The sequence below is a fragment of the Idiomarina sp. OXR-189 genome, assembly GCF_034373425.1.
GTDB classification, from domain to species: Bacteria; Pseudomonadota; Gammaproteobacteria; order Enterobacterales; family Alteromonadaceae; genus Idiomarina; species Idiomarina zobellii.
The window spans coordinates 615,853-640,202 of record NZ_CP139706.1 but is presented as its reverse complement, the minus strand read 5'-3'; the positions used below and the strand labels follow the sequence as shown (position 1 = coordinate 640,202).

The following is a 24,350-nucleotide window of genomic DNA, read 5'->3' as shown; positions in this document are numbered from 1 at the left end:
TTATTGTCGCTGTATTGTCGTTTCAAATTGACGGAGGCCGCTATGGTTCTTCCTATTGCTCGTTCATTTCATACGCAAACGCCTTATGGCCGCTTAAAAGGGTATCGGTATGGCTTTCCCGATGCCCCGGCTATTGTTGTACAGGGCGGTATCAGCGCAACCGGAAAGCTTTGGACACCGTCCGGCGATGGTTGGTGGCAATCGCTGCATCGGCTCTTCGCAGACACTGACGATTACCAATTTATTAGCTTTGACTACTTCGGCGGGTTAGGCGGCTCTGATTGTCCCGACACTCCGCTGTCCGTACGAGAACACAGCAATGCTATTCATCACGCATTGCAAGCGGTATTGCCGGACGAGTCCCTGCACGGCTGGATTGGCGGCTCATTCGGAGGTGTTTTAGGCCTCCAGTACGCACTGGATAACCCAGAGTCGCTTGAGCGGCTAAGCGTTATTGGAGCGGCCCATAAACCATCGGTGCACTCGTCTTTATTGCGTTATTTCCAACAAGCGCTCATACAACGCTGCAACGATTCACAATTGGGTATTGTATTAGCCAGAGCACTGGCCATGCTCAGCTACCGCAGTGCGGAAGAGTTTGAATCGCGCTTTAGTAGCAGCGATGACGCTTTCGAGTACCTACTTTATAAAGGTGAACGACTGCTTAAGGAAAACGGTAACAGCTCACGCAGCCTGTTCACTCATCTCACACCCGTGTTGAACGAATACAGCATTAATCCTGAGCCTATCGAAACGCCAGTGCATTTAGTTGACTTCACCAGTGACACCATTGCGCCACCAAGCCTAGTCACGGAGCTTGAAACCCTGCTACCCAACTGTACGTCACATGTGTCCGTTCAAAGCGAATACGGGCACGACGGATTTATAAAGAACGTGCCTCAATACGGCACGTCGCTGACACATTTTTTATTTGAAACGCATTTGGAGACCACATGAAAGACGAAACCTTATCCATTCATCATGGCTACGACACCGACCCAACCACCAAGTCAGTAGCTACGCCGATTTATCAAACGGCATCGTACGAGTTTGACAGCGCTCAGCACGGAGCTGATCTCTTCGACTTAGCGGTTGAAGGCAATATCTATTCACGCATTATGAACCCCACCAATGACGTGCTGGAAAAACGGGTTGCTGCCCTTGAAGGGGGTGTTGCCGGCCTCGCAGTCGCTTCAGGTATGGCGGCCATTGAATACACCCTAATTACTTTGGCAAGCCAGGGCGACAATATCGTTACCACCCCACAGCTTTATGGAGGCACCTATACACTGTTTCGCCATATGCTGCCGTCGCTCGGTATCGAGGTTCGCTTTGCCGAATCAGACAATGCGAAAGACATTGAAGCACTTATTGATGAGCACACCAAAGCGGTTTACTGCGAAAGCATTGGTAACCCCGCAGGAAACATTGCCGACTTAGAAGCACTGGCGGGAGTTGCCCACACTCATGGCGTACCGCTCGTCGTTGATAATACCGTCGCTACGCCTATTCTTTGTAAGCCCATTGAGCATGGCGCTGACATCGTCGTTCATTCATTGACGAAATACATTGGTGGTCACGGTAATTCAATTGGTGGACTTATAGTCGACTCAGGCAAATTTGACTGGCTGTCACAAAAGGCGCGTTTCCCACAGTTTAGTAATCCCGAACCGGCTTATCACGGTGTGGTTTATACCGACGCATTCGGACCCGCCGCTTTTATCGCAAGAGTCAGAACCGTGGCTCTGCGTAATACGGGCGCCTGTTTGTCGCCCTTTAATGCCTTTTTATTGTTGCAGGGACTGGAAACTCTGACTTTGCGTATTGAGCGACACTGCGAAAACGCAAAGGCTGTCGCCGACTATCTACTACAACATCCGAATGTTGAATGGGTGAATTACGCAGGTTTGGCTCAGCACCCACACTATGAACTTGCTGCCAAATATGTGACTGGCGGGTTACCTGCATCATTGCTTACCTTTGGCATAAAAGGCGGTTACGAGGCAGGAGTTAAATTTTACGACAAGCTTGGCTTGTTTAAACGATTAGTGAATATAGGCGATGCAAAGTCGCTTGCCTGCCACCCTGCCTCTACCACTCACCGTCAGCTGTCGGAACAAGAACAAGTCGCAGTTGGAGTTAAACCAGAAGCCATCCGCTTGTGTGTCGGCATAGAGCACATTAGCGATATTATTGCTGACTTAGAGCAGGCATTAAGCATTTAATATACCGAAAAAAGAAAAGCCACCGGGCGGTGGCTTTCTCATTTCTAACAGGCGCATGAACTTTACGCGTCGTCCTTTTTCAAATGAACGTCCATTTGAGGAAAGGGAATACCAATGCCTTCCTCGTCTAAACGGTCTTTAATACGCTCTAATAAGTCCCAGCGCGTTGGCCAGTAGTCTTCATTTTTGGTCCACGGACGTACATTAAAGTCGACAGAAGAAGCGCCAAGCTCCGTCACCGTCACCACAGGCTCAGGATCTTTCAAAACCCGTTCGTCACTGGTAATAACATCCATAAGTACTTGCTTCGTTTTTTGCAAGTTCGCGCTATAACTCACACCAATGACCAAATCGATGCGACGCAGTTCTTCACGGTTGTAGTTGGTAATTGGGCCACCGATAATTTCCGAATTCGGCACAAAGATAATTTTACGGTCCGGCGTTTTCAAAACCGTCTGGAAGATATTGATTTGTTCAACCGTGCCGGAAACCCCGCCAGCGTCAACGTACTCGCCCGCACGGAACGGACGGAACATAATAAGTAATACGCCCGATGCAATGTTCGACAGTGACCCTTGCAGTGCAAGGCCAATGGCCAAACCTGCCGCACCCAAAATAGCAATAAAGGACGTAGTTTCGACCCCGACATGCGACAGCGCCATCATAATGGCGGCAATGAAGATAACGGTTTTTACAATAGCGCTGACGAAGCTAATAACTGCGCCGTCCACTTCGCGTTTTTGCATGCCTTTGGACATGACCCGGGTAACGCCATTCGCCACTATTTTACCAATAATCAAAATGGCAATCGCAATAATAAACTTAATCGAAAACTCGATAAGCATATCCTGATTGTCGTTTATCCACTGAACGATGCTTTCCATAATATTTCCTTATTTAGCAATAACTAAACTATGATTTTCCCAAAATAGCGCTTATTACGCCTATTCGCAAACGCATTTACAGGCGGAACGAGTAGCGCCCCTGCGCGTCTGGCTGACCCATGTATTGAATAAACTTTGCCAGGCCTTCTGGCGTTCGCGGTGTTGGTTTTACGGTACCTGACGCTTTAATATCCTGACTATTGATACTTGCATCAACTTCCAGACTTAAATCGTTGTCGCCTTTCATGATTAATGCGACGGAATTATCGTCATGACACCCTAGCTCGACCGGAAAGCTCCCTAGTGACTGCCATTGTCCATTGACCAGCACCTGAATATTGTCGCCGCTGGCACTACCTTCTAAGTTATCACACCAACGCACAGGTCCCGGCGCTGTCACCACGTATTCACTCACATCCAGTTCCCAGCGACCTTTCGTTTGCAATGGTAGTTTCGTTTGAGCAATATCCAATAACGCGCCTAAGCTACCGCTGGCCTTTATATTTTGCGCACCAATACGGGTCGAGCTAGCTAATAAACGTCCCTGCAACGAAAATGGATTATTCTGTTTTGGCACTTTGACATCAACAACCAGATCGCCGAGGAAAATCGATGACACTTGCCAGTCCCAGCTAAGATCGTTAATGACATTACCATCGACCACGACTTGTCCGGCAGCTCCTTGCCATAAGGTTCCAGACACTTGCGTCAATTGAATGTTATTCGGCAATGGCATCCAATAAATAACGCGTGCCGGCAACAATACCAACAAGGTTATTAAATAAGCCAAAACAAGCCAGGGCAGCCAGCGCTTTAATTTCATGAGACGTCTTTCACCAATAGTTTTCGTAATCGGACACTACCTGGTTGTTCAAGCCGGGCAATATCAGCACCGGTTAGCTGTAAACCAAAGTCACTTTCCAGCGCATTCATAAACTGAAGCAGTTGATTAAATGGTACTGTGTCCACTGTGACCAGATACTCTTCACCTTGCGGCTGAATACGCGCCAGCTCAATGTCATACTGCGCCGCAGCCTGGTTAATACGCTGGCTGAGGGAGCCCTTCACGGTTGAGCTTTTGGCGCTTCTACCTTCCATGCTTTTATATCGCGCTATCGCCTGTTGTACCCATTGATACTGGTCTTGCTGAGATTTCAAACGGTTCTCCGCCTGAATCACTGACTGAGAACTTGGCAACCAAATAATGAAATATAAAAAAGCAATGGCCAATACAATGGCTAATGCGCTTAGCAGGCGCTGCTCACGGCTATTAAACTGCTGCCAACGGTTATAAGCAAGCTGACGATAAGGCTCAAAAATTGCTTTAAGTTTATCCATAACGTTACCCCTGAAGCTCTATAGTCAGTGCGCCGGAAACCTGGCTTCCGCGGTTACTCATCGACCCAGCCTCTATGGCTACACCGTTATTTTGAGCCGCCCGCTGAAAAGCTTCCAATTGTGAAAAGCTCTCAGCTGTTGCCTGCAGTCGCAATTCATTATTTTGAAAACGCAGCAATTCTAGCTTCACCGCCGGTTCGGCCTGAAATGCTGGTTGCAAGCTATCCAGGGCTGCTATAACCGAGCTTTCAGTATTTCCGGCACCGCCCAGTCGTTCAATTTTCTGCTGCAACTGTGCTCTTAAATTGACAATACGGCTTTCGCCAGGAAATGCCTCACGATAAAGCTGCTCTGCCTTTACCTGCAAAGACGCTCGCTGCTGCTCAAGTTGCCAGTATTTTATGCCATTGAGAGTGATAGCCAACACAAATAATACACTGGCAGCAATAGCCAAAGGTTTCCATGGCAAACTTGACGACTGTCGCTGCTTTCTCGCACGAAAAGCTCCTTGCCTGAGGTTGATTTCAGCATTGCTTTGTAAAGCCGCGACAGCAATTGTCATGGGCACTTCAATATCGGCAGACTCTAATACGCTAGGCGGCTGAGGCCAGTCTATAGCACCATAGTGAATGATTTTTTCAGGCGGCTCATATTCGCTGCTTAATATGGGAGCAAGTTCAGAAAATGCGGCTCGCTCGACCGCAAAGCCTTGCCAGACCGAGGTTCTTACCAGAACACTATGACCCAATTCAATAGCGTGCCATTCATTTTCGTGAGCCGGCAGTAGGAAAATATCAGGCAACCAACGGTTAGACTCAATTCCTGACTCTGACAGAACGCCCAACCACTGTTGCATATGTGCTTTTTCTACAACGGCCACCGGTATTGTCGAGGCTTTTGTTTCCGGCCAGGCAAAATGCAGCGTTTCTATGTCTGCCGCAAGTTCTTCTTCCAACGCATACGGAATAACTTTATCCAAATGCTTTTTACTCCCCGTAGGAAGGGTAACCTGAGTTAAAAAGACATCTTGACCCGGAACAGCAATAACCACATCACTGCGTGACGCTTTATCCGCCAACTGTGACAGCTCTTCGGTTGATTCCAGCTCGCCGCTGGCAATAAGCTCCTGTTGCTGGTTATGCCACAACAACCAGGGAATGCTTTCTGTTGTTCCAAAAGCAGGCAGTCGTATTATTAGCGTTTCCTGCATGTTTTATTCTCCCATCGCACGGTACAAGGTGGCTACTTCGCCGTTGTTAACGTGCAGTACTGAACGGGCTTTCATTTCAACATCGCCCCATTGTATATATGCGGTTAGCTGAAAGTATTCACTTTCAACATCAAGTTCTGACAGTTCGCCGTTAAGCTCTGATTTCACATTGGCAATAGCTTCAACTTCATCGACCTCTTCATTCGACTCATAGCCTGCTTCCGGCCTGTTCGACAAGAAGGATTGCGCATCTTGTAACGACATTTTACCTTCTGTCACTGCTGTCAGTAATGCAGCTTGCTCTTCTTTAAGCGTATTCACGTTAATCATTAATGCCGTTTCATTCGGTATTACGCAGACATAAGGACGCAGTTTGCGAACGACTTCCCGACTGTATCCCCTAATCATGCGCAGCTCGCTAACGTCCAGTAGTAAGCTGTTTGCCGCTAAGTATGGCTTAGGCAGTCCCTGGTAATCAGGATCTTCAGCACCATTTGAACCCGACAGCTGAGTGTCACCGTCTATCCAGTCAACCAGGCTATCGGTTAACCCCTGCGCCTGATATTCATCGAGTTCAACACTTTGCAATAGCACTTTATACTGGCGCTTACGTCGTTCCAGCGTGCCAGGGTCTTCCTCATCCGTCACCATACTGTTCAAATTAAAACAACTGGATAAGTCTCTCACACGAGCCGCTATCTGCCCACCTTCAACCGGGAACGGACCGGTTCGGCTGGCCCAGCTTTGTTGGTTATTCGCGACACCATCATTTTCGTTTAACTCGCGCTTTAACGCTTCTTTTAAAACATCCTCAGCGCTTAGCCACATCCAGTAACTTTGTTCAGCTTGCTGCAAGTTGCCCATGCGGGTTATTTGCATTTGCAGTTTACTACCGAGGTTCACTGCTATCACCGAAACCAAAGCAATAACCAGCATGACCGTTATGAGTGCGGCGCCTTTTTGACGAGAGTTTTTAGTCTGCATTCGACCCTCCCGAACTTTGCACCTCCGCTTGACCTGCACCAGCAACCAAAAATACACGCTTAATTTCGCCATATTGTTCGGTCTGCAAAGTCACCTCAATGGCTTTCGGTAAATCGCCTTCGCTGCGCCACTCTGCGTTCCAGCCCTTATCCAATCCACGATTACCATCGCTTTGACCTGCTGCTCTATAAAAGCGAAACGACAAGTCTGTCACACCGCTCAACAACGTCTGTACAGTTGGTTCGTTACTCCTATCATTCACAAACGAATAACTAACCCGTTGTAACTGGCCATCCATAACTCGATAAATAACCGGCTGTAACTCGGCTCGCGGCAGAACATCACCCGGGTTATCAAAGCCGCTGCGCACAAAAGCTAAAACGCCGCGCTCTGAATCAAAGTAGCCAACATCATTACTTAGATACTGGTGTGTTACTTCAGTGTCATTGGGCCGCGTCGGCTTAGCGACTAACTGACGAATGTCTTGTTGCATTAACAGTTGGCTAAATTGCAGCTGCTCCAGCGACTCTCGCCGCTCGCTCGACTGCTGTTCGGTACTGACCATTTGGCTTAGCACCTGGTAACTGGCTATACCAATTACCGCAAATATGGCCATAGTCACCAACACTTCAACTAAGGTGAACCCCGACTGTCGGTTGCCGTTAACGTGCATTCCGGTCACCTTTAGCGGCTGAGTCAGGCTTTCTCAAGTAGCGCGTTAACCGATAATGCTCCCGCCCACCTTCTGTTTTTGACACTATCACTGTGACAGCGACAACGTTAGGAGTTACCGTTTCAACCACCTGCTGCTGCCAATGCCAGGTGGTGCCTGCTTGCTCAGCCGTGCCTTTCTTATTGTCTTTTACCGGCCATTCCTGGGCCAGGGACACTTCTGCTATCCGGTTTGACGCCACATACTGTGCAAAGGTTTTACTTTGTAAGTCGCTTAAACTGGTCAGGTGACTACTGGCCGCTTGTAATGCGGCCAAAGCCGCTAACCCAAAAATCGATAGCGCGACCATGACTTCAATAAGTGTAAAACCTTTTACCCTCATTGCTCAGGCGCCTCATTTAAAACAACCAATTGCCAACTGTTTTCAGTTTTCACCCAACGCTCAGCGGCAATATCATTCGCATTTTCAATTTTTAAGGTAAAAGCTGTCATCTCGCCACTTGGCAAAATAAGTACATCCGGACGCTTTATTTCAGAGTCGTCATCCTGTTCTGAATCATCCCCGCTGCCAAAAACACCGTCGTTAAGTTCTTCATTTTGAGCCAGCTCAGCCATGTCCTGGTTTAATAACTGCCAGCTTAATGGCCACTCAGTTTGCTGAGATTTAAGCCCACGAGTGTTAAAAGATTGCCAGCTTTCGTCCTGCCAAACCAGAAACTCATAACCATTGTCGTTAAACGCAAGCGCGAGGGGTTGCTGCCGCACCATCGCATACTCACGTGCATATTGAAGTTGCTGCTGTAGCGTTATTGCTGAGTCTTGAGCAGAGTTTTGCTGACGGTTACTGCCCGGTAACGTCAACATAACTGAGCTGACAATAAGGCCAAGAATGGCCATGACCAGCATCAGTTCAATCAGAGTGAATCCTTGTTGCTGGCGCCTATTGGTCACGGTTGTTGTTGCCAATCATCCAACTACCGAAGTCATCTTCAGTACCCGGTTGACCGTCTGGGCCTGCTGAAAAAATATCAATATCGTCGTACTGTCCCGGGTTCAACAACAGGTAGTCGTTGCCGTAAGGGTCTTGCGGTAAACGACGAATATAGCCACCGCTGCGATAGCTTCGCGGCTCTGGATCAATATTTGGCTCATCAACGAGCGCTTCTAAACCTTGCTCAGTGGTAGGAAACATACCGTTATCAAGGTGATACTGATCTAATGCACTCTCTAATGACACAATGTCGGCAACAACTTTTTGCTGCGCCGCTCTTTCCTGGTTACCCAGCACGTTAGGTAAAACCATGGTCGCCAAAATACCAATAATGGCAATAACCACCATAACTTCAACGAGTGAAAAACCGGATTGATTACGTCTCATAACTAAAGTCCTACACTATTATTTAACTGCAATATGGGCTGAATTATCGACAATACAATAAAGAAGACGATGCCCGCCATGGTGACAATCAGCACAGGTTCAAACACCTTTAAGCTGACGGTTACTAAGTTTTCAAATTCTTTGTCCTGGTTGTCGGCACAACGCTTTAGCATCTGTTCAAGCTCACCTGACTTTTCACCCGCTGCTATCATGTGCAGCATCATGGGTGGGAATAGCCCGGTTTCCTGCAATGCTGCCCTTAACGACGAACCTTCTCTTACCCTGTCAGCGGCTTCATCGACCGCTTCTCTTATCGCTAAATTACCAATAACCGATGAGGTAATGCGCAGGCCATCGAGTAATGGCACCGCCGATGACGTTAAAATACTCAGCGTTCTTGCAAAGCGCGCTGTACTAATCCCTCGTATGACTTTCCCCAGCATGGGAAGTTTCAGCAAACGATAGTGATATTTTAAGCGATTCGTGTCCTTTCTTAGCCACTGACCGAACAGTAATAATAAAACAGCCAGACCAACAAGTAGCCAAAGCCCCCAGTTTTGCAAAAACTCACTAATGGCTATCATAGCCAACGTGGTGGGAGGTAGCTCTTGCCCCATAGTGGCAAAGTTCTCGACAATTTGAGGCACTATTGAAACCAAGAGAAATACGACAATACCGATAGCCACCAGAGTCAGCATAAGCGGATAAATAAGCGCCTGCGTCAACTGACTCTTCATGTGCTGTCGCTGTTCCGTGTAATCGGCCAACTCCTCGAGAACCTGGTCCAGATGCCCGGACTTCTCACCCGCAGCCACCATTGCCGTATACAGCGAGTCAAACACCCCAGGGAATTCCGCCATTGCCTCAGCCAGACCATAACCTTCAACGACTTTGCTTCGTACTGACATAACCAGCTTTTTCATGCGTGGCTTTTCAGTTTGATCAGCAACGGCCAGTAACGCTTGCTCAATAGGCAAAGCAGAGCCTACTAAGGTCGAAAGCTGACGAGTAATAAGGGCAAGGTCCTGCGCTTTGACTTTTCGAAATGTGAAGCCCCAGCGATTCTGCGCACTCTGCTTCTTCTCTTTTTCCGCCGCAGCAGAAATAGCAACAGGCATAAGGCCTTGTTCACGAAGCATCTGCCGAACCTGACGTTCAGTATCGGCCTCAAGCACGCCTTTTTTCTTACGTCCATTATTGGCTATTGCCTGATACTCAAATGCTGCCACGTATTACTCCTCGCGAGTGACTCGCAAGACTTCCTCTAGTGTGGTTTTCCCTTCCAGCACCTTTTGCAGGCCGTCTTGTCGTATGCTTGGGGTTGACTGGCGTATGTACTTTTCAATCGCCTGTTCACCGTGGCCGTTATGCACAAGTTCGCGCACATGATCATCGACCTGGAGAAGTTCGTGAATCCCCGTTCGCCCTCTATAACCGGTATGGTTACATCCCTCACAGCTGCCAGCGCGGTAAATAATATGTTCCGAACTTTCACTCAGCCCTAGTATCTGGCGCTCTTCCGCATCGGGCGTATGAGGCTCACGACAGCTACTACATAAAGTCCGAACTAAGCGCTGAGACAACACCGCCAATAAACTGGAGGACAGCAGGAATGGTTCAACCCCCATATCCTCAAGGCGTGTGATAGCACCCGCAGCTGTATTAGTGTGTAACGTCGACAAAACCAAGTGCCCCGTCAATGATGCCTGCACAGCAATTTGGGCGGTCTCTACGTCTCGTATTTCCCCAACCATAACAACGTCAGGATCTTGCCGCAGAATCGCTCGCAAACCACGCGCGAAGGTCATATCAACACGCTGATTCACCTGCGTTTGTCCAATACCGTCGATGGCATACTCGATGGGATCTTCTACTGTCAGAATATTACGGTCTTTCGAATTAATTTCGCTCAGCCCGGCATACAAGGTCGTACTTTTACCGGAACCGGTTGGGCCAGTCACAAGAATAATACCATGAGGCTTATGAATCAGCTGCTGGAAGATATTGCGGTTTTCCTGCGTCATTCCCAGCTGCATTAGGTTCAAACGTGCATTATTTTTATCAAGCAAGCGCAGAACAACGCGCTCGCCATGGTTCGACGGCATAGTCGACACCCTTACGTCGACCGCTCTACCAGCGATAAGCAAAGAAATACGACCGTCTTGCGGTATACGTTTTTCAGCAATGTCCAGCTGTGCCATGACTTTAATTCGGGAAACTAAAAGAGAAGACAGTTTACGATTCGGCTTTAAGACTTCACGCAATACGCCATCGATGCGGAAGCGAATCAGTAGTGACTTTTCGAACGTCTCTATGTGAATATCCGATGCCCCTTCTTTTATCGCCTCACTTAACATGGCGTTAATGAGTTTGATAATAGGTGCATCGTCTTCACTTTCTAATAGATCTTCGGTTTGCGGTAACTCGTCCGCCAGTGAGAACAAGTCAGACTCATTCCCAATGTCTTCCATTAGCTGTTTCGCTTCCGACGAGTCACGTTGATAAGCTTGTGTTAAAAGCGTTTCAAAGTCGTTTGCCGGATGCTCTTGCAAGGTAAAAGGCTGACCCAGCTTACGTCGCACTTCCCTGAGCGCTTGTGCAGAGACGCCAGTTCGGCAGTGCACAACCATAGGTTCGCCCGACTCAACCACCACACCAAAGCGTTTGGCAAAGCTAAAAGGTAACCGTGTTGTCGCAATAGCACTCGCGTCAGTCATTCTCTTTCTCTGGCTGTTTATTATCCAGGTACTCTTCGAAGCCGGGCGGCAAGGTTAACTCAGTGTCCCATTCATTCATTACCGGAGACTCTTCCATTGGCATCAAGGAAATACCGCGTGAACGCTCGTCCAGTTGCAGTGCGCGCATGTAGTTGTATTTTGCCGAGCTGATTTCTCGCATGCGCTTTCCATTGCGAACTATCGTCGGCCGAATAAACACCATTAAGTTGCGCTTTTGCTTGGACGTTGAGGTAGAGCTAAACAGTCTTCCTAACACCGGAATGTCGCCCAGCAGCGGTATCTTAGACACCGACTCCTGTACGTCTTCGTCGATAAGGCCGCCCAGAACAATGGTTTCGCCATCGTCCGCCATGACGGTTGTTTTCATTTCACGCTTATTAATAATAACGTCTACTGAGGTTGCGCCACTTAAACTTGAGACTTCCTGCTCAATAGTCATTTGCACGGCATCACCTTCATTAATTTGTGGCGTCACTTTCAGTTTTATGCCCACTTCAGTTCGGTCTACGGTCTGGAAAGGGTTATCGTTGTTATCACCGGTAGTTGACCCCGTAATGGTTGGCACTTCCTGACCGACCAAAAAGCTCGCTTCCTCGTTATCAACCGTAACAATGCTGGGTGTTGCTAAGATGTTTGAGTTAGTATCCTGAGTCACTGCCTGAACTACCGCAGCCCAGTCATTCTGAATAGTACCGAACATCATGCCATTGACTGAACCGAGTAAATTAGCCAGCAGCGATATGTCACCGGGCTCGTCCGGCTCAGTTGTTGTTACCTCAACGCCACCGTCGGTAATACGCGTTGTTGTTGTGCCTGGCTGTTCCCTAGCCTGATAAGCCCCAGCAGCCAAGCTACCGATAGGCACTTGGCTACCATCATTATATTGCACCATACCGCCGTCTTCGCTTATCCACTGGACACCAAAGTTGACGTTATCGCCTTCCATAATTTCGACAATAATAGCCTCTACCTGCACCTGGGCACGGCGAATATCCAGGTCATGAATGACTTTCTCCAGAGAAGCCATCATGTCCTGCTGAGCCGTTATAACAACTGAGTTAGTCGGCTCATGCGGGCTAATACTGACAGATTCATTGTTGCTGCGTCGACGTGTTGTGTTGGTATTAGAGGTTTGCTGTTCGCTTTCTGCCTGTATTGAACGACTGACATCATTTAAAACTTCAACCACTTCGGGCGCTTTTGCGTATTTCAAATAAAATACACGCGTATTACCTTCCGACTTTAAGTCTTGGTCAAGTTGCTTAATAAGCTTAACAACTCGAGCTCTGGCTCGCGGTTCACCACTGACAATAACCGAGTTACTGCGCTCGTCGGCAACGATTTTAGGAATCAGCAGAGGTGGTGTTCCGTCGTTATTGCTTTTTTCATACAGTGACTGCGCAATACGCACAATTTCACTGGCCGACGCATACTCGAGGTGAATCATATCAACGTCTTGGTCGCCTGCCCTGTCGACCCGCTCGATAATCTCAACCAAGCGCTGCACAGTTTCTGAGCGACCTGTCATCATAATAACGTTTGAAGGGTCGTAGCTAACCACCATGCCACCACCACTTTGGTCATTAAGCTGGCGCAATAAAGGCGCTAATTCACGTACAGAAACATTTTCAACGGGAACAACACGCGTGACCATTGCATCGCCAGAGCCTCGGCTGTCGGCGTCCATAACGGGTAATGACGATGTCTTAGCATCGCGGTCTCGAATGACTTTAAGTACGCCAGATTCCATCTCAACCACAGCAAAGCCGTAAACTTCTAAGACGTTAAGGAAGAACTGATAGTACTGCTCTTCATTCATCACGTCATAGCTACGCACATCGATTTTGCCACGCACATTTGGGTCAATAATAATGGTTTTGCCCAAGTTGCGGCCTACCACCTGAATAAATTCGTTGATGTCGGTATTTTTAAAGCTGGCCGCATATTCTTCCGCTGTTAATGGCGTACTCATTACACTTACAGCCAACCCCAGGGCTCCGAGCCAATTTCTTAAGCCTCTTTTTGCCACTGACATATTAATTTTCCTGTTGTTCCGGTAGCTCAAACGACAGCTCCATCCGTTCACCATCGCGCTCTATTTCGATTGATACTTGTTTTTGGTTAGCCAGCTCCTCACTGGCTAACATGGCTTGTTCCATATCGGTTAAGTCGTAGCCATTGATAGCGACCGCTAAGTCGCCATTTTGAAACCCTGCTTGCTGAAAAAGTTCGGGATTTTTTGCCGCCTTTAGTCGATAACCAACAAGCGACCCTCCTTCCATAGCAGGAGAAATGCTCACATACTCCATAATGGACGACGGATCGTCCGCTATATTACTAAGCTGAGTTTCGACAAATTCCGTTCGGCTGTTCTCGGCTGGCTCATCTGTATTATTTTGTTCTGCCGTAGCCTCATCTACCGTCAGCGATAATGCCGGACGGTCTTCACCGACATCTTCCATCACCAGGGTTTCGAGTCGGCCGTTGTTGTCGAGAATAACGCGATCAGCGTATATTTCTTCAACCGTCACCCGGGAACTGCCAATGCTTTCGCCAATAATATAGGTGCGCTGTTGGCTACCCTGCTGAATAATAGCGGCAGAACGCTCTGGGTTGGAGCTTGCAGATACCCCGATAAGACGCACATTCAGTGTCGTTTTCGGCGCATTGCGCGAGTTTCTCGGCCCCTGCTTTTCTGACTGACCAAACAGGTGAAGCGCCTCGATACGGCTTATGTCGACGGAATTAGCAGACGAAGACGTTGAGTTAAACTTAGGAACAGTCGGCTGTGTGCTCTCCGGTTCATCGGGCGACAGCAATGACCAGGTAAAATCAGCAAGCAGCACCGCAACACAAAACCACAGGAATGCCGTAAGCGCGAGCATAAGTCCGCGCCAATGGGCTGAATTCGTAAAATACTGTTGAAGTCTGGCAGTCACTTTATTCTTATTCTTGTTACACTGACAAAAGAGATTCATGCATTCTAGCGCAGCCAACATGAGTCAACAATCGCTTAACACAAACTTTATAACGAAATGATTGCGGTTTTATGACAAAGAAGCAAAAGAATACAACATCTGACACCGGTGTTCGTCTGGATAAATGGCTCTGGGCAGCACGTTTTTATAAAACCCGGGCACTTGCCAGAGAAATGGTCCAGTCAGGTAAAGTACACTACGACGGCCAACGCAGTAAACCCTCTAAAGTCGTTCAGGTCGGTGCCATTATTAAGTTACGTCAGGGCTTCGATAGTAAGGAAGTCGAAGTACTGGAGTTAAGTGAGCAGCGGCGCGGCGCGCCCGAAGCGCAGCTTTTGTATCGAGAGACAGAAGAAAGTCTGGCAAAACGCGAAGAAAACGCTGAAGCAAGAAAGCTTAATGCATTGTATAATCCACACCCTGACGGACGTCCGGATAAAAAGCAGCGACGTCAGCTAATTCGCTTTAAAAAGGAGTGACCATGGAGTACCCAACGGATCAATTATCACGGTATACATTTAACGACCATGACGTGCGTGGTGAGCTTGTCCAGCTAACCAGTAGCTATCAAACGTTAATCCGTGGTCATGACTACCCTGCTCCTGTTCAGGAAGTGTTAGGACATATGATGGCCGCTGTTTCATTGCTGACTGCGACATTGAAATTTGAAGGACATATCGCCGTTCAGTTACAAGGCGACGGCCCTCTGAACTTTGTTGCTGTCAACGGTAACCACAAGCAAGAGCTTCGCGGCATAGCTCGTTTACGAGCTGAGTTAAGCGATACAGATTTGCGTTCGATGATTGGTAAAGGTCAATTAATTATCACATTAACGCCTGAAAGCGGGGAACGGTATCAGGGTGTTGTCAGTGGAGACGCCGACTCCATTGCCGAAATGCTTGAAAACTACTTTGAGCAGTCAGAGCAATTACACACGAAGGTTTGGCTGCATGCTGACGGTGAACACGCAGCGGGAATGTTATTGCAACGGCTACCGTCTTCCGGTCAAGACCTAACGGGCTTCGAACATTTGGCCACACTGACAGACACTATTACCGCCAAAGAGCTCTACACTGTGCCGGCAGAAGAGCTACTGCACCGTTTATATCATGAAGAAACCGTGCATTTATATCCAAGCCAACCTGTCAGTTTTGTCTGTGGTTGCTCTCGCGACAAAACGCTGAATGCATTAGCGTCAGTTAAACCTGAAGAGTTGAAAGAGATACTGGATAGAGACGGCGAAATCGTCATGACTTGTGACTATTGCCTGACAGAGTATGTTTTTAAACCTTCTGACTTTAACTAAACTTATTACCTGACGCAAAAAAGCCCGACATTTATCGATATCGGGCTTTTTATTTTCTGTTTACTTCTTCTTTTTCAAAAACTTCATTAGACGCTTTCGCTTGCGCTGCTGCGACAGCGTTAATTGGTTTTTCTTGCCGGCAAATGGGTTTTTCGGCTCTTTGAATTCAATTTTTATTGGTGTGCCCATAATACCTAATGCTTTTCTAAAGTAGTTCATTAGGTAGCGTTTATAAGAGCCTGGTAAGTCAGTCACCTGGTTGCCGTGAATAACAACTCTTGGTGGGTTATAGCCACCAGCGTGTGCGTATTTTAGCTTCACTCGACGCCCACCCACTAATGGGGGCTGATGCTCTTCTTGTGCCATTTCCATTATTTTGGTCAGTTTAGACGTACCCACGCGTTGCGTTGCACTGGCATAAGCCTCTTCAACTGACTCAAATAGATGACCAACCCCCGTTCCATGTAACGCAGAAATGAAATGCAAGCGCGCAAAATCAACAAAACCTAAGCGACGATCAAGCTCACGCTTTATTTCTTCTTTATGGTCAGTTTCTAAGCCGTCCCACTTATTCACTGCAATAACGATAGAGCGACCCGCATTAAGCGCGAACCCAATTAGGTTCAAGTCTTGATCCGTAATGGTTTCTCTCGCATCGATGACAATAAGCACCACGTTAGCGTCTTCAATTGCCTGTAGGGTTTTAACCACAGAGAACTTCTCAATGGCTTCTCCAATACGACCTCGCCGACGAACGCCTGCAGTATCAATTAAGATGTACTCGCGATCGTCACGCTGCATCGGAATATAGACCGAATCTCGGGTAGTGCCTGGCATATCGTAAACGACAACCCGCTCTTCACCCAGAATTCGGTTAGTCAGCGTTGATTTTCCCACGTTAGGTCGACCGACAATCGCCAACTTAAGTGGCAAGGCCTCATAATCGATCTCATCGTGTTCGAGATCTTCAGAGTCCTCTTTCGTCGATGCAATAACATCGGGGTAATCATCAGCCAACGGCTTAAAGCAGGTTGTTAGCAATTGCTCAACACCACGCCCATGAGCAGCGGCAATACCGTATAGCTCACCCAGAGAAAGAGAATAGAAGTCTGCCATTGCGGAAGTGGCATCAATGCCGTCAATTTTATTACAGACTAAATAAACTTTTTTGTCTTGTTTGCGCAGATGAGTCGCTATGGCTTGATCACCAACTGTGACACCGTCACGTGCATCCACCATAAACAAAACGACATCGGCCTCTTCGACAGCCAGCAGTGATTGCTTAGCCATCTCTTCATCGATACCCTCTTCATCGCCATGGATACCGCCGGTATCAACAACTATGAATTGATAGCCGTCGTAGTTTGCTTGTCCGTATTTTCTGTCTCGGGTTAACCCGGGAAAGTCCGCTACCAACGCATCGCGAGTGCGTGTTAACCGATTAAACAAGGTGGATTTCCCAACATTTGGGCGCCCCACGAGCGCAACAACTGGTAGCATTATCTATTAATTTCCTGAGTTTATATCGAGGGCGATTATCTCGCCATCGCGTGTTTGTACATAAGCAACGTTGTCACTTACCACAGGCGCTGCATAAACGCCGTCACCACCAACATGGTAACGCCCTTTTATCTCACCTGAGTCGTCATTTAACCAATGTAAGTAACCTTCGAAGTCACCGACCAGTATATGGCCACGGTGTCTTGCCGGAGCTGACAATTCACGACCAAACAAGCGTGTATTACTCCAACGCTCAATACCACCGTTTTGGTCAAGTGCGTAAATATGGCTATTTACGTCCGTTAAAAAGATTCGACCTGCTGTTACCAACATGTTTTCGAACGACTTATAATCGCGCTTCCAGCGGACTTCGCCACTCATTAACTCAAGCGCGACCAATTCGCCGTTATAAGCAACCATATACAGAGTGGTTCCTTGTGAAGCTGGCGCAGCGTCAACGTCGGCTAAACGCTCAAGCTCTGTACCACCACTGGCTTCACCAATCGTTTGAGTCCAGGCTTGCTGACCACTTTCAGAAATAAGCACCATGCCATTACCGTTACTGTCGCCAACAATGACACCACCACTAATAATTGCCGGAGCTGAAGCACCTCGAACCGACAACATTGGTGTTTGGTACTCATACTCCCACTGCTGTTCGCCCGTTGAAGCATCAAGGCTAATGACTTTACCGCCACCCGTGTGAACAACGACTCGACCTTCACCGACGGCCGGGTCAGACATTACTTCGTTACCCACTTCGGTATGCCAAACCAGCTCACCGGTTTCCGCATCTAACGCAATGACATCACCATTTTCCGTGCCCAGAAAAACCGTGTCGTACTGCGCAACTAAGCCACCTGAAATTCTTGCGGGAAATGGGCTGGCGAACAGGCCGTCAAACCAACCTTCATCACGAGCTTCATCAAAGGTGATGAGGTTGCGTAAGTCAATTTGCCAAACTTTATCGCCATTGGTCTTGTCCATTGCACGAACAATACCTGCGCGGTCAGCGGCGTACACATTGCCGTATTCAACAACAGGGTTTAACCGAGAGAAATATTCACCAATACCGCTGCCGACTGACTCGCTCCAAAGTACCTTTGGAGTGACTTCAGCATTAATCGGCTGCAAGGTCGCAAACTTTGGCTCTTCGTCTGAGCTAGAGCAACCAACAGCAATGAGCGCTGCTGATAATAACGCGACACTTTTTACCAGAGATTTAATAGACTGCATTATGATTTAGCCAAACTGTTGATTTTCATTTGCAGCGCAGGAGTCAGAGACTCATCCGCTTCTAAAGCGCGCTGATAGGCTGCACGAGCGTCTTCGTTCTGACCTTTATCGGCCAATATGTCACCTTCAATTTCAGCTGCGTACCCTTGGTAAGCCTCGGGGTAGGAGCCACGAACCAATTCAAGTGCGGTATCCGCCTGGTCTTGAGCAACTAGAACACGCGCCAAGCGAATGCTTGCTAACGCTTTAATATTGTTGTCTTCAGCGTTATCTACCACCAGCTGCAGTGACGTTACTGCCGTTGCAAGATCGTCTTTACTGACGGCTTCTTTCGCCAACTGCAGAGCCACTAAATGAGCATAGGTATTGTCGGAGTTGTCCGATACGAAGCTCTGAGCTTCTACCAACGCATTCTCGCTACCTTCAGACAACGCTGTGGTTAATTGTTCATACTTTGCTGAGGCGAGTTGCTGTTGTTCCATGGTGTGCTGATCGTAAAAACGCCAGCCATAAAACAAACCAAAACCAATGACCGCACCGGCAACAATACCCTTGCCGTGCTCTTTCCAAAACTCTTTAATTCGTTCGACTTGTTGTTCTTCTGTATCCACCAGACTACCCTCTTGTCAGTGGCTGCAAACGTTCTATAAGCGCTTGCCAGCTCAAGGTTTCTTGCTGCTCATCAGTACGCAACGGTTTAACCGTTACTTGCTGTTGAGCGATTTCATCCGCACCAATAATCAAAGCGACTTCAGCACCCGATTTATCCGCTTTCTTCATTTGTTTTTTCATTGCGCCACCACCGCAATGCGTCACCAGCCTCAAGTCCGGTAACTCGTTTCTCAGCTGTTCGGCAATACGTGGTGCATTAAGTTCCGCTTCTTCACCTAAAGGCATTAAGTAAGCATCTACAGTGCGACGTGGCGTGAGCTTATTTTGCTCCTGAAGCAATAGCACCAGACGCTCCATACCCATAGCAAAACCGACTGCAGGCGTTGCCTTACCGCCTAGCTGTTCAACTAACCCGTCGTAACGGCCACCTGCACATACCGTACCCTGAGCGCCCAACGCTGTTGTCACCCATTCAAATACAGTTCGGTTGTAATAATCAAGCCCACGCACCAAACGCTCGTTTAAAGTGTACTTAACGCCCGCATTCTCTAACCGCATTGTCAGCTGTTTGAAGTGCTCCCGAGACTCGTCATCCCAGTAGTCAGACAACTTAGGTGCATTCTCAAGAAGCTTTTGTGTATTTGCGTCTTTACTATCAAGTATGCGTAATGGGTTTGTTTCCAGGCGACGCTGGCTGTCTTCATCCAACTCGCTTGCATAGTCACTTAAATAACTCCTCAACGCATCGCGATAATTCGCGCGTGCCTCGTTAGAGCCTAATGAGTTAAGTTGCAACTCTACCTGGTCAGCTATACCAAAAGCTTGCCACAAGCGTGCCGACAGCAAAATAACCTCGGCGTCGGCGTCAGCACTATCAATGCCAAAAGTTTCGATACCAAACTGATGAAACTGACGATAACGACCTTTTTGTGGGCGTTCGTAGCGGAACATCGGTCCCATATACCAAAGGCGCTGTATTTGGTTATACAACAAACCGTGCTGATTACCAGCACGGACGCAACTTGCCGTACCTTCCGGTCGCAACGTCACGCTCTCGCCGTTTCTGTCATCAAAGGTATACATTTCTTTTTCGACGATATCCGTTACTTCGCCGATAGAACGTTTGAAAAGCTGAGTGCTTTCCAGCACAGGCATACGGATTTCGCTATAGCCATAGCTGGCTGCGACATTGCGGATAATTGACTCAACTTGCTGCCAGGCTGGACTTTGATCGGGCAGCAAGTCGTTCATGCCACGAATTGCTTGTATTGTATTCGCCACGGAACCTTCTCGTTTTGGTTATCGCTACAAAAATAAGCGGCTATTATAAGGATTTTCGGGGTGCGGGTAAAATTAACCGTTAATTTCTTTTACGTCGATTTTATTAGCTTCTGCCGCTTTCACTTGTGCTCTAATTTGCGCTTCCAGCTCATCAACCAAATTCGAGTTGTCTAACCGCTGCTTTTGACGTTGACCGTCGATATACAGGCCGCTTTTATTCTTGGCGCCAGCTAAACCCACTTTAGAAACTAAAGCCTCACCTGGGCCATTCACAACGCAACCAATAACCGACACGTCCATTGGGGTCGTAATATCTTCGAGACGTTGCTCTAACTGATTCACGGTATCAATAACATCGAATTCCTGACGCGAGCAGCTGGGGCAAGCAATAAAGTTAATTCCGCGCGAACGAATGCGCAGAGACTTAAGAATGTCAAAGCCCACTTTAATTTCTTCGACCGGGTCTGCAGCAAGTGAGACTCTTAATGTGTCACCAATACCCTCGGCTAATAGCATGCCTAAACCAACGGCAGACTTAACGGAACCACTACGTTTGCCGCCCGCTTCAGTGATGCCCAAATGCAATGGCTGATCAATTTTCTTCGCCAGCAGTCGGTATGATTCTACGGCTAAGAAAACATCAGATGCTTTGACACTCACTTTAAAATCGTGAAAGTCGAGTCTGTCGAGAATATCGACGTGTCTCATCGCCGACTCAACTAAAGCCTCCGCGGTTGGCTCACCATACTTTTCCTGTATGTCTTTTTCTAACGAGCCACCATTAACACCAATGCGGATAGGAATATTTTTTTCTCGAGCCGCATCAACTACCGCACGAATGCGATCTTCTTTGCCAATATTACCTGGATTAATTCGTAGACAATCGGCACCGTACTCCGCAACTTTCAGCGCTATACGGTAATCAAAGTGAATATCCGTAACCAGCGGCACGGAACTACGCTGTTTTATTTCTCTGAATGCTTCAGCAGCGTCCATGGTTGGTACAGAAACCCGAACAATATCAGCGCCGGCGCTCGCTAAAGCTTCTATTTGCGCAACCGTCGCATCGACATCGGTTGTTTCCGTGTTCGTCATAGATTGCACGGCAATCGGCGCGCCATCACCAATAGGTACATTACCTACGTATAAACGGCGTGAAGGACGGCGCTTAATTGGACTTTCGTGCATCATATTACTTACTTAACCTCTACAACTATTCAGGTTCTATTATTTTAGCCATTACTCTGACATTGGCACAGTAAATCGTGCAACCCGTTCACGACGGAATTGGCTCATATCAACTTCATTACCGTCAAAGGTAATGACTGCCGCTTCCGGTTTGCACATTGTAATCGAAAACGGAGGCTCACCCGGAACCGCCATTGTATAACCAGCAGCTTTTACACCAACGGCCTGAGTTTCACCCTCAGCATCATCGACTTTCACCCAGCATTCCTGGCTGAATTCGAAGACTAAACGACTGACAGCAGCGTCCTCGGCAACCGCCTCTTGAGCAGGCGCTTCTTCCGCTGTCGGAGCGGCGTCAGTCACTTCGCTTGCTGGCTCTGTACTCTCTTCCGAAGCGTCTTCTGTCTGCGCAACTGAAGACTCTACCGTTGTTTCAGAAGCACTTTGCTCAGAGTTTTGTTCATTGTTTTCTTCTGCACCACTCTGTTCAGGACCCTGCTCAGAATTGCTCGACGCAAAGTTTGACTCGTTTATCGAGATATTTGTATCCGCTGACGATACGTCTGACTCTAGCACCGCCTCTTCAGTATTTGGCTCTATTTCTGGTTGTCTTGGCTCGGAGTCTATTTCAACTGCACTAACGTCAGCTTCATTATTACTTTGTGTTGCACTTTCAACGGTTGATGACTGTGCTGGCTCATCTGAACTCATACCTGAGTCCTGCCACCACCAAATCACTAAACCTACGACAATAATAATGACAGCGTAGGTAATCAGCATTAAACGGTTATCGCTTTCTTGATGCTTCTTGCGACGCGAAAAGCTCTGCATTTGTGTGCTTTGGACTTCCTGGTAACCTTTTGCTTTATAAGCAGCAAAAAGCTTCTCTTCATCAACGTCCAAAAGCTTAGCGTATGCACGCAAATAACCTTTTATGAAGGTAGGAGTAGAAAACGTTTCGTAATCATCCGCTTCCAAAAGCTCGATGATCTGTTTTCGCAAGCGCAGCTCATCAGCAACTTCTCGCTGACTCAGCCCTTTGGCCTCGCGCGCTTTTCTTAGAATTTCACCTGGTCCCTGAACTGGCTGTTGTTTTGTTTCTTGTGCCGCATCAGAGTCCGTTGAATTATTCTCTTTATTTGGTTCGTTTTCAGCAGTCATGATTGTTAGGGTGTTCCCTGTTAAGGCTGACTTGCGTAGTGGCCTTTGTTCTTTTCACACCGAGCCCTGTTTTGTTGGCTCTTTGTCTGAAAGGGATACTGAGTATCAAGTCTTACTTTATCGAAATACCCGAGCGCTTTTTCCCATTCTCCAGCCATACACAATGCAACCGCATAGTTGTTATACAATGCACCGCTCATAGGTTGCCATGATAATGCCTGTTGGTAAAGTGACAAAGCAGAATCTGTCTCATTTGCCGCTAAATGCCACTGCGCCAACGCAAATAAGGCATTTAACGAACGGGGATTACGTTTCATTGCTGCTTGCAAGTGCGGTTTCGCGAGCTCGAGTCTACCCTTGTTAAGGTAAGCTACACCAAGCTGTAACCGTACGTCTTTACTTACAGGCAATGGGTCATTGGAACTGGCGGTACAACCCATCAACGCCAGTGCTATCAATAGCAAAGCGGCTCGCATTATCACACTCCTTGTGGTTGCGATTCAGTGTTTTTACGAAGTCTTTACGGCAATAGCGTCGCCGCCGCGCTGCATTTGCTGACGCTTAAGAATACGTTTGGTCCGGTCTATGACATCACCAACTAGCTGACCGCAGGCGGCGTCAATGTCGTCACCACGCGTTTTACGAACCATAACGGTAAAGCCGTATTCCATAAGCACTTTAGCAAAGCGGTCAATACGCGAATTGCTTGAACGCCCGTAATCTGACCCCGGGAACGGATTAAACGGAATTAAGTTTATTTTACTCGGGGTATCTTTTAGTGTTTTTGCCAGCTCATGTGCTTGATCTGTTGAGTCATTCACATGGTCCAGCATGACGTACTCAACCGTGACTTTATGCTGAGCTTTGGACTGTTCAACATAACGCCGGCTAGACGCCAGAAATTCTTCAATATCGTATTTTTTATTGATGGGTACTATTTCATTACGCAGCTCGTCGTTTGGTGCGTGCAGAGAAATAGCCAACATCACATCAATGCGTTCGCGCAGTTTTTCAAGCGCAGGAACCACACCCGATGTACTTAACGTCACACGGCGCTTTGACAGGCCAAAACCAAAGTCATCCAGCATTAACTCCATTGCCGGAACAACATTGTTTAAGTTCAGCAGAGGTTCACCCATGCCCATCATGACAACGTTAGTAACAGGTTTAATACCCGTTTTACCGTAAGCACCCAGTAACTGGTTTACTCGCCATACCTGGCCAATAATTTCCGCGACCGTCAGGTTACGGTTAAAACCTTGTGCGCCGGTAGAGCAGAAAGTGCACTCAAGAGCACAACCGACCTGAGAGGACACACAAAGGGTTGCGCGATCGCGCTCCGGAATCCAGACCGTTTCTACGTCCTGGCCGTCAAACAGCGTCATTGCAAACTTTATAGTTCCGTCTGACGACTGCTGTTGTTCGCGAATTTCCGGAGCACGTATTTCTGCAACTTGCTTGAGCTTTTCACGCAATTTCTTGTTGAGGTTCGACATTTCGTCGAAGTCATCAACACAAAAATGATACAGCCACTTCATGACCTGATCGGCACGAAACGGCTTCTCTCCCATCTCGCGGAAGAACTCTCTCATTCCTTCGCGATTTAGGTCGAGTAAATTCACTTTTTTATCAATTGCGTTGGTCATAAAGCTCCGTTC

General features: G+C 47.8%; 25 protein-coding genes. 4 read left to right on the top strand and 21 right to left on the bottom strand.

What is annotated here, in order from left to right:
- Window positions 1-42: 42 nt before the first annotated feature.
- Both UM402_RS03105 and UM402_RS03100 read left to right on the top strand, forming a co-directional pair.
- The gene (locus UM402_RS03105) at window positions 43-957 is read left to right on the top strand and encodes an alpha/beta fold hydrolase (protein ID WP_058576073.1); all 915 of its coding nucleotides are present in this window, start codon (window positions 43-45) and stop codon (window positions 955-957) included.
- Entirely contained in the window at window positions 954-2,225 is a 1,272-nt protein-coding gene (locus UM402_RS03100; RefSeq protein WP_058576072.1) for an O-acetylhomoserine aminocarboxypropyltransferase/cysteine synthase family protein, read from the top strand. The genes UM402_RS03105 and UM402_RS03100 overlap by 4 nt, the downstream gene beginning before the upstream one ends.
- 62 nt (window positions 2,226-2,287) lie before the next feature.
- On the opposite strand, the gene mscS is transcribed toward UM402_RS03100, so the two are convergent.
- The 13 genes from mscS to gspC form a co-directional block, all read right to left on the bottom strand.
- On the bottom strand, window positions 2,288-3,109 hold the full coding sequence (gene mscS, locus UM402_RS03095; RefSeq protein WP_058576071.1) for a small-conductance mechanosensitive channel MscS: 822 nt from the start codon (window positions 3,107-3,109) through the stop codon (window positions 2,288-2,290).
- 76 nt (window positions 3,110-3,185) lie between these two features.
- Window positions 3,186-3,932: a type II secretion system protein N gene (locus UM402_RS03090; protein WP_058576070.1), complete on the bottom strand. Its 747-nt coding sequence runs from the start codon at window positions 3,930-3,932 to the stop codon at window positions 3,186-3,188.
- Window positions 3,929-4,447, bottom strand: a complete 519-nt coding sequence (gene gspM / locus UM402_RS03085; RefSeq protein WP_053953967.1) for a type II secretion system protein GspM — start codon at window positions 4,445-4,447, stop codon at window positions 3,929-3,931. The genes UM402_RS03090 and gspM overlap by 4 nt, the downstream gene beginning before the upstream one ends.
- A gap of 4 nt (window positions 4,448-4,451) precedes the next feature.
- Window positions 4,452-5,657, bottom strand: coding sequence for a type II secretion system protein GspL (gspL, locus tag UM402_RS03080; protein WP_058576069.1), 1,206 nt, complete (start codon window positions 5,655-5,657; stop codon window positions 4,452-4,454).
- Between the two features lie 3 nt (window positions 5,658-5,660).
- Window positions 5,661-6,641 (bottom strand): type II secretion system minor pseudopilin GspK, encoded by a 981-nt coding sequence (gspK, locus tag UM402_RS03075; RefSeq protein ID WP_058576068.1) that lies wholly within the window; start codon window positions 6,639-6,641, stop codon window positions 5,661-5,663.
- A complete protein-coding gene (gene gspJ / locus UM402_RS03070) occupies window positions 6,631-7,314 on the bottom strand; it encodes a type II secretion system minor pseudopilin GspJ (RefSeq protein WP_058576067.1) in 684 nt (227 codons plus the stop codon). The genes gspK and gspJ overlap by 11 nt, the downstream gene beginning before the upstream one ends.
- A complete protein-coding gene (gene gspI / locus UM402_RS03065) occupies window positions 7,304-7,696 on the bottom strand; it encodes a type II secretion system minor pseudopilin GspI (protein WP_058576066.1) in 393 nt (130 codons plus the stop codon). The genes gspJ and gspI overlap by 11 nt, the downstream gene beginning before the upstream one ends.
- Window positions 7,693-8,280 (bottom strand): type II secretion system minor pseudopilin GspH, encoded by a 588-nt coding sequence (gspH, locus tag UM402_RS03060; RefSeq protein ID WP_322295446.1) that lies wholly within the window; start codon window positions 8,278-8,280, stop codon window positions 7,693-7,695. The genes gspI and gspH overlap by 4 nt, the downstream gene beginning before the upstream one ends.
- Window positions 8,255-8,692 carry a type II secretion system major pseudopilin GspG gene (gene gspG / locus UM402_RS03055; protein ID WP_058576064.1) on the bottom strand — a complete coding sequence of 146 codons (438 nt, stop codon included), beginning with the start codon at window positions 8,690-8,692 and terminating at the stop codon, window positions 8,255-8,257. Before gspG ends, gspH begins: the two co-directional genes overlap by 26 nt.
- A 2-nt stretch (window positions 8,693-8,694) precedes the next feature.
- The gene (gspF, locus tag UM402_RS03050) at window positions 8,695-9,921 is read right to left on the bottom strand and encodes a type II secretion system inner membrane protein GspF (RefSeq protein ID WP_058576063.1); all 1,227 of its coding nucleotides are present in this window, start codon (window positions 9,919-9,921) and stop codon (window positions 8,695-8,697) included.
- 3 nt (window positions 9,922-9,924) lie between these two features.
- Window positions 9,925-11,409, bottom strand: a complete 1,485-nt coding sequence (gspE, locus tag UM402_RS03045; protein ID WP_058576062.1) for a type II secretion system ATPase GspE — start codon at window positions 11,407-11,409, stop codon at window positions 9,925-9,927.
- Window positions 11,402-13,465, bottom strand: coding sequence for a type II secretion system secretin GspD (gspD, locus tag UM402_RS03040; protein ID WP_058576061.1), 2,064 nt, complete (start codon window positions 13,463-13,465; stop codon window positions 11,402-11,404). Before gspD ends, gspE begins: the two co-directional genes overlap by 8 nt.
- Window position 13,466: 1 nt before the next feature.
- Window positions 13,467-14,315 (bottom strand): type II secretion system protein GspC, encoded by an 849-nt coding sequence (gspC, locus tag UM402_RS03035; protein ID WP_058576060.1) that lies wholly within the window; start codon window positions 14,313-14,315, stop codon window positions 13,467-13,469.
- 164 nt (window positions 14,316-14,479) lie between these two features.
- Here gspC and hslR point away from each other — a divergent pair, with 164 nt between their 5' ends.
- Both hslR and hslO read left to right on the top strand, forming a co-directional pair.
- On the top strand, window positions 14,480-14,887 hold the full coding sequence (gene hslR / locus UM402_RS03030; RefSeq protein WP_053953957.1) for a ribosome-associated heat shock protein Hsp15: 408 nt from the start codon (window positions 14,480-14,482) through the stop codon (window positions 14,885-14,887).
- Between the two features lie 2 nt (window positions 14,888-14,889).
- A complete protein-coding gene (gene hslO, locus UM402_RS03025) occupies window positions 14,890-15,714 on the top strand; it encodes an Hsp33 family molecular chaperone HslO (protein ID WP_053953956.1) in 825 nt (274 codons plus the stop codon).
- Window positions 15,715-15,774: 60 nt separating this feature from the next.
- Here the strand turns inward: hslO and der are convergent, their stop codons facing one another.
- The 8 genes from der to UM402_RS02985 form a co-directional block, all read right to left on the bottom strand.
- Window positions 15,775-17,214 (bottom strand): ribosome biogenesis GTPase Der, encoded by a 1,440-nt coding sequence (gene der, locus UM402_RS03020; protein WP_058576059.1) that lies wholly within the window; start codon window positions 17,212-17,214, stop codon window positions 15,775-15,777.
- A 6-nt stretch (window positions 17,215-17,220) separates the two neighbouring features.
- Window positions 17,221-18,450, bottom strand: a complete 1,230-nt coding sequence (gene bamB, locus UM402_RS03015) for an outer membrane protein assembly factor BamB (RefSeq protein ID WP_058576058.1) — start codon at window positions 18,448-18,450, stop codon at window positions 17,221-17,223.
- On the bottom strand, window positions 18,450-19,061 hold the full coding sequence (locus tag UM402_RS03010) for a YfgM family protein (RefSeq protein ID WP_273268126.1): 612 nt from the start codon (window positions 19,059-19,061) through the stop codon (window positions 18,450-18,452). Before UM402_RS03010 ends, bamB begins: the two co-directional genes overlap by 1 nt.
- 4 nt (window positions 19,062-19,065) lie before the next feature.
- Window positions 19,066-20,343, bottom strand: a complete 1,278-nt coding sequence (gene hisS, locus UM402_RS03005; protein ID WP_273268124.1) for a histidine--tRNA ligase — start codon at window positions 20,341-20,343, stop codon at window positions 19,066-19,068.
- A 72-nt stretch (window positions 20,344-20,415) separates the two neighbouring features.
- Window positions 20,416-21,534, bottom strand: a complete 1,119-nt coding sequence (gene ispG / locus UM402_RS03000; RefSeq protein ID WP_053953952.1) for a flavodoxin-dependent (E)-4-hydroxy-3-methylbut-2-enyl-diphosphate synthase — start codon at window positions 21,532-21,534, stop codon at window positions 20,416-20,418.
- Window positions 21,535-21,582: 48 nt separating this feature from the next.
- Window positions 21,583-22,692, bottom strand: a complete 1,110-nt coding sequence (locus UM402_RS02995; RefSeq protein WP_058576056.1) for a RodZ domain-containing protein — start codon at window positions 22,690-22,692, stop codon at window positions 21,583-21,585.
- Between the two features lie 20 nt (window positions 22,693-22,712).
- Window positions 22,713-23,168, bottom strand: a complete 456-nt coding sequence (locus UM402_RS02990) for a tetratricopeptide repeat protein (protein WP_058576055.1) — start codon at window positions 23,166-23,168, stop codon at window positions 22,713-22,715.
- A gap of 33 nt (window positions 23,169-23,201) precedes the next feature.
- Entirely contained in the window at window positions 23,202-24,338 is a 1,137-nt protein-coding gene (locus tag UM402_RS02985) for a bifunctional tRNA (adenosine(37)-C2)-methyltransferase TrmG/ribosomal RNA large subunit methyltransferase RlmN (RefSeq protein ID WP_058576054.1), read from the bottom strand.
- Between the last annotated feature and the right edge of the window lie 12 nt (window positions 24,339-24,350).

Excerpts from the sequence above, each read along its gene's own strand:
- bamB (WP_058576058.1), bottom strand. The coding sequence starts at position 18,450 with ATGCAGTCTATTAAATCTCTGGTAAAAAGTGTCGCGTTATTATCAGCA.
- gspI (WP_058576066.1), bottom strand. The coding sequence starts at position 7,696 with ATGAGGGTAAAAGGTTTTACACTTATTGAAGTCATGGTCGCGCTATCG.
- gspM (WP_053953967.1), bottom strand. The coding sequence starts at position 4,447 with ATGGATAAACTTAAAGCAATTTTTGAGCCTTATCGTCAGCTTGCTTAT.
- hslO (WP_053953956.1), top strand. The coding sequence starts at position 14,890 with ATGGAGTACCCAACGGATCAATTATCACGGTATACATTTAACGACCAT.
- gspJ (WP_058576067.1), bottom strand. The coding sequence starts at position 7,314 with ATGCACGTTAACGGCAACCGACAGTCGGGGTTCACCTTAGTTGAAGTG.
- UM402_RS02990 (WP_058576055.1), bottom strand. The coding sequence starts at position 23,168 with ATGCGAGCCGCTTTGCTATTGATAGCACTGGCGTTGATGGGTTGTACC.
- ispG (WP_053953952.1), bottom strand. The coding sequence starts at position 21,534 with ATGATGCACGAAAGTCCAATTAAGCGCCGTCCTTCACGCCGTTTATAC.
- UM402_RS03100 (WP_058576072.1), top strand. The coding sequence starts at position 954 with ATGAAAGACGAAACCTTATCCATTCATCATGGCTACGACACCGACCCA.
- gspC (WP_058576060.1), bottom strand. The coding sequence starts at position 14,315 with ATGCTCGCGCTTACGGCATTCCTGTGGTTTTGTGTTGCGGTGCTGCTT.
- gspL (WP_058576069.1), bottom strand. The coding sequence starts at position 5,657 with ATGCAGGAAACGCTAATAATACGACTGCCTGCTTTTGGAACAACAGAA.
- hslR (WP_053953957.1), top strand. The coding sequence starts at position 14,480 with ATGACAAAGAAGCAAAAGAATACAACATCTGACACCGGTGTTCGTCTG.
- gspG (WP_058576064.1), bottom strand. The coding sequence starts at position 8,692 with ATGAGACGTAATCAATCCGGTTTTTCACTCGTTGAAGTTATGGTGGTT.
- UM402_RS03090 (WP_058576070.1), bottom strand. The coding sequence starts at position 3,932 with ATGAAATTAAAGCGCTGGCTGCCCTGGCTTGTTTTGGCTTATTTAATA.
- gspK (WP_058576068.1), bottom strand. The coding sequence starts at position 6,641 with ATGCAGACTAAAAACTCTCGTCAAAAAGGCGCCGCACTCATAACGGTC.
- der (WP_058576059.1), bottom strand. The coding sequence starts at position 17,214 with ATGCTACCAGTTGTTGCGCTCGTGGGGCGCCCAAATGTTGGGAAATCC.
- UM402_RS02995 (WP_058576056.1), bottom strand. The coding sequence starts at position 22,692 with ATGACTGCTGAAAACGAACCAAATAAAGAGAATAATTCAACGGACTCT.
- mscS (WP_058576071.1), bottom strand. The coding sequence starts at position 3,109 with ATGGAAAGCATCGTTCAGTGGATAAACGACAATCAGGATATGCTTATC.
- gspE (WP_058576062.1), bottom strand. The coding sequence starts at position 11,409 with ATGACTGACGCGAGTGCTATTGCGACAACACGGTTACCTTTTAGCTTT.
- gspD (WP_058576061.1), bottom strand. The coding sequence starts at position 13,465 with ATGTCAGTGGCAAAAAGAGGCTTAAGAAATTGGCTCGGAGCCCTGGGG.
- UM402_RS02985 (WP_058576054.1), bottom strand. The coding sequence starts at position 24,338 with ATGACCAACGCAATTGATAAAAAAGTGAATTTACTCGACCTAAATCGC.
- UM402_RS03105 (WP_058576073.1), top strand. The coding sequence starts at position 43 with ATGGTTCTTCCTATTGCTCGTTCATTTCATACGCAAACGCCTTATGGC.